1 protein-coding gene is annotated in these 368 nt (G+C 56.8%); it reads right to left on the reverse strand.

What is annotated here, in order from left to right:
- On the reverse strand, positions 1-368 hold a 368-nt coding region (locus tag Q4563_RS17140), incomplete at both ends, for a M48 family metalloprotease (RefSeq protein WP_303605352.1).

Below are 368 nucleotides of genomic sequence, written 5' to 3' on the forward strand. Positions count from 1 at the left end.
GAACATCACAAAGGCGTTGATTACCCCCTGAATCAGAGCCAGCGTCACCATATCCCCGTTGGCAACGTGACCAATCTCATGGCCCAGCACGGCCTTTACTTCGTCTTTGCTCATGCGTTGTAGCAGACCGGTTGAAACCGCCACCAGAGCATCGTTACGATTCCAGCCGGTGGCAAAGGCATTGGGTTGATGAGAGTTGAACACCCCCACTTCCGGCATGCCGATTCCTGCCTTGTCGGCCAGCTCTTGCACCGTGCTGACGAGCCATTGCTCGCTGGCGTTATGGGGAGATTCGATTACCTGGACGTTCATGCCGCGCTTGGCCATCCACTTGGACAGCAGCAAGGACACGGCAGAACCCGCCATAC

This window comes from Gilvimarinus sp. 1_MG-2023, assembly GCF_030548285.1.